Source organism: Candidatus Izemoplasma sp., assembly GCF_982632705.1.
In genome coordinates, this window is record NZ_CEXEES010000104.1 from 1 (window position 1) to 2,573 (window position 2,573).

A 2,573-nucleotide genomic window follows, 5' to 3' on the forward strand; every position below is an offset into this window, starting at 1 on the left:
AGAAAATAAGTAATATCGATAATATAAGTAACACATATTTCAAGTTTCTCATACCGGTTCTTTAATAATACTATAGTACTCGGTCGTAACAACAAAGATTTCGAAACCGCCTTGTTTCGCTTTGAACCAAAATCTATAATATCGTCCTACACCATTTGTCACTTTACCCTCACCCATTATTTTTATTTCAAGTTTTGTGTTTGGATCTACCTCTATTTCAATTTCATATTCTTCTTCCACAGTCACTTTTTCACTAACCGCAGCACTAAAATCAATCTTACTTTCTAATCCAAGTTTGAACCCTTTACTTTTTTCACTAACATCAAGACCGATACTACCAGACACATCATATTGTTTTGTCGTTATGCTTTCTCGTGTAAATGTGATGTCTTCTTTGATAGCGGTTGTTCCTTTATTCACAATCACATACAAAGTATCTCTTGTATAGTATACAGGTTCATCCTTGAACCACACAAATGTTCGCCAACCCCAAAATCTCCTCTTCCCTAAACGATCATACAAATCATCATAATCACTTTTTGTATACTGTGACAACAGTTTTGCCCCACTGTGTTTGAACTTGATTTCCTGATAGGTTGTGTAGTCTCCTGCTTGTACTGTTGTGAATAATGAAATACTAAATATAATTAAACTTACAAAAAATAATTTTTTCATAATAAAAACACCTCCACTAATATAGTAGAGATGTTTGGTTTAATTTACTCTTAAGAAGTCCTTATTGTTTTCAATAAACTCTAATCCATCTTTGTATCCAAGTTCAAATCTTCGTTTGATTTTATTTGGTTTAAAATCAAGAATTCCGCCTAAGTTCTTCTTTGGATAGATGATTTTGATTCTTTTATCATTCTTTTCTGTTCTTCTATGAAAATTATGTCTGAATAAATCAATAATGATAATTCTATCACAATCACAATCCTGAAGTGGCATTATTGGCATGTTACTTAATATACCACCATCGTAATATGTTTCTTCCCCAATAGTAATTGGTTTAAACACAACTGGAATCGCACAAGATGCTAAAACCAGTTTTTTAATTTGTTGTTTATTTAAATGTTCAATTGTGTGGAATTTCAGATTATCCTTTGTTTTCTTGAAATGATATTTATAGTTTGCCTTAAGCACTCTAAAAAACTTCTTTCTTTTACCACCGATACTTGTAGTAGCAATATATACTTTTTTATTTGCTATTTTGTCCATATCAATAGCGTCATCCATCATACGTTCAAATATTGAAGTATTATAGATTCCTTTTGTAAAGAAAGACCATTTCTCTTTAAATAATCTTTTGAATGTGTCTTTATCTAGATGAAACAATGTATCTTTTTCTAGTGTCATCCAAAGTTCTTCTGCTTTGTCATATTCACCCATTGAAAACAATAAAGCGTTTATGCTTCCAACACTTGCACCACTAACTGCATCAATGTATTGATCGATATCGTGCTCTTTTAGTGCCTTCCAAACACCTACTTGGTATGCGCCTCTAGCGCCACCACCAGCTAATCCCAAACCTATCTTCATATGTTTCTCCTTACTCCGTACTACCTGTCATAGAAGTTAAGTAATCTCCTATTTCTAGTGTACCTAAATAGTATTCTACAATTACACCATTCTCAATAATCATAAGTGTTGGAGTCCCTGTTAATCCACCATCTCCAAGAACAACACTACTACGTTCCCCAGTTAAATCAGGGGCATGCATTAAGTAGAAATCATACTCCGATGTATCTTCATCTGCGAATGTAAGCATCGTTTCTTTGAAAGACGCACAAGCGCCACATGTTTCACTATAGTAATAAACCATATACGATCCATCTTGAATCAATATTTCAGAATAGTCATTCAGTGCACTGAACATAAAATATTCAAGTACTATCTCTTCATCAAGTTCTTCATCGTTTTCTACTTCACCATTCTCAATGTAATCATTACTACTCTTTGAGAATAAACTTCCATCCATTGAATTTGAATCACAACCTGCTAATAATAAAACCATGCAAAGTACTAAAATCTTCTTCATCCAATCACCTCTTACCTTATTATACAAAAAACATACATAAAATTATGAAAATTTTATGTATGTTGCATTTACTTAATTACTATTTCTTTGATTTTATCCCCTTGAGAGATACCAAGTACAAGATCCATACCACTTGTTACTTTACCAAATACTGTATGAACACCATCTAAATGTGGAAAACTGTCATAACAGATAAAGAATTGTGAACCACCTGTATTTTTACCAGCGTGAGCCATACTAAGCGCTCCTACTTCGTGAATGTGAGGATTGTTTTCAGTTTCACATGGAATGTTGTATCCTGGTCCACCAGTACCTGTCCCATTTGGACATCCACCTTGTGCAACGAATCCTGGAATTACTCTGTGAAATAATAAACCATTGTAAAATCCTTTTTCAATTAATGTTTTAAAGTTTTCAACTGTTCCTGGTGCTTCTTTTTCAAATAATTCAATTTCTACTACACTATCATTTTTTTCTAATGTCATTACTGCTTTCATATTGTCCTCCTAATATTTACATTTCTTATTGTCTTTAT

At 32.6% G+C, this 2,573-nt stretch carries 4 protein-coding genes; all 4 read right to left on the reverse strand.

Going from position 1 to position 2,573, the window contains the following annotated elements; translation table 11 throughout:
* Positions 1-48 precede the first annotated feature (48 nt).
* Positions 49-675 carry a hypothetical protein gene (locus tag AC2LE6_RS08840; RefSeq protein WP_484478895.1) on the reverse strand — a complete coding sequence of 209 codons (627 nt, stop codon included), beginning with the start codon at positions 673-675 and terminating at the stop codon, positions 49-51.
* Between the two features lie 39 nt (positions 676-714).
* Positions 715-1,539: a patatin-like phospholipase family protein gene (locus tag AC2LE6_RS08845; protein WP_484478896.1), complete on the reverse strand. Its 825-nt coding sequence runs from the start codon at positions 1,537-1,539 to the stop codon at positions 715-717.
* 10 nt (positions 1,540-1,549) lie between these two features.
* On the reverse strand, positions 1,550-2,038 hold the full coding sequence (locus AC2LE6_RS08850; RefSeq protein ID WP_484478897.1) for a thioredoxin domain-containing protein: 489 nt from the start codon (positions 2,036-2,038) through the stop codon (positions 1,550-1,552).
* Between the two features lie 68 nt (positions 2,039-2,106).
* Positions 2,107-2,535, reverse strand: coding sequence for a peptidylprolyl isomerase (locus AC2LE6_RS08855; protein WP_484478898.1), 429 nt, complete (start codon positions 2,533-2,535; stop codon positions 2,107-2,109).
* Positions 2,536-2,573 lie beyond the last annotated feature (38 nt).

Bases quoted from the DNA above. Each gene is read 5' to 3' on its own strand.
- AC2LE6_RS08840 (WP_484478895.1), bottom strand. From the start codon at position 675: ATGAAAAAATTATTTTTTGTAAGTTTAATTATATTTAGTATTTCATTA.
- AC2LE6_RS08845 (WP_484478896.1), bottom strand. From the start codon at position 1,539: ATGAAGATAGGTTTGGGATTAGCTGGTGGTGGCGCTAGAGGCGCATAC.
- AC2LE6_RS08850 (WP_484478897.1), bottom strand. From the start codon at position 2,038: ATGAAGAAGATTTTAGTACTTTGCATGGTTTTATTATTAGCAGGTTGT.
- AC2LE6_RS08855 (WP_484478898.1), bottom strand. From the start codon at position 2,535: ATGAAAGCAGTAATGACATTAGAAAAAAATGATAGTGTAGTAGAAATT.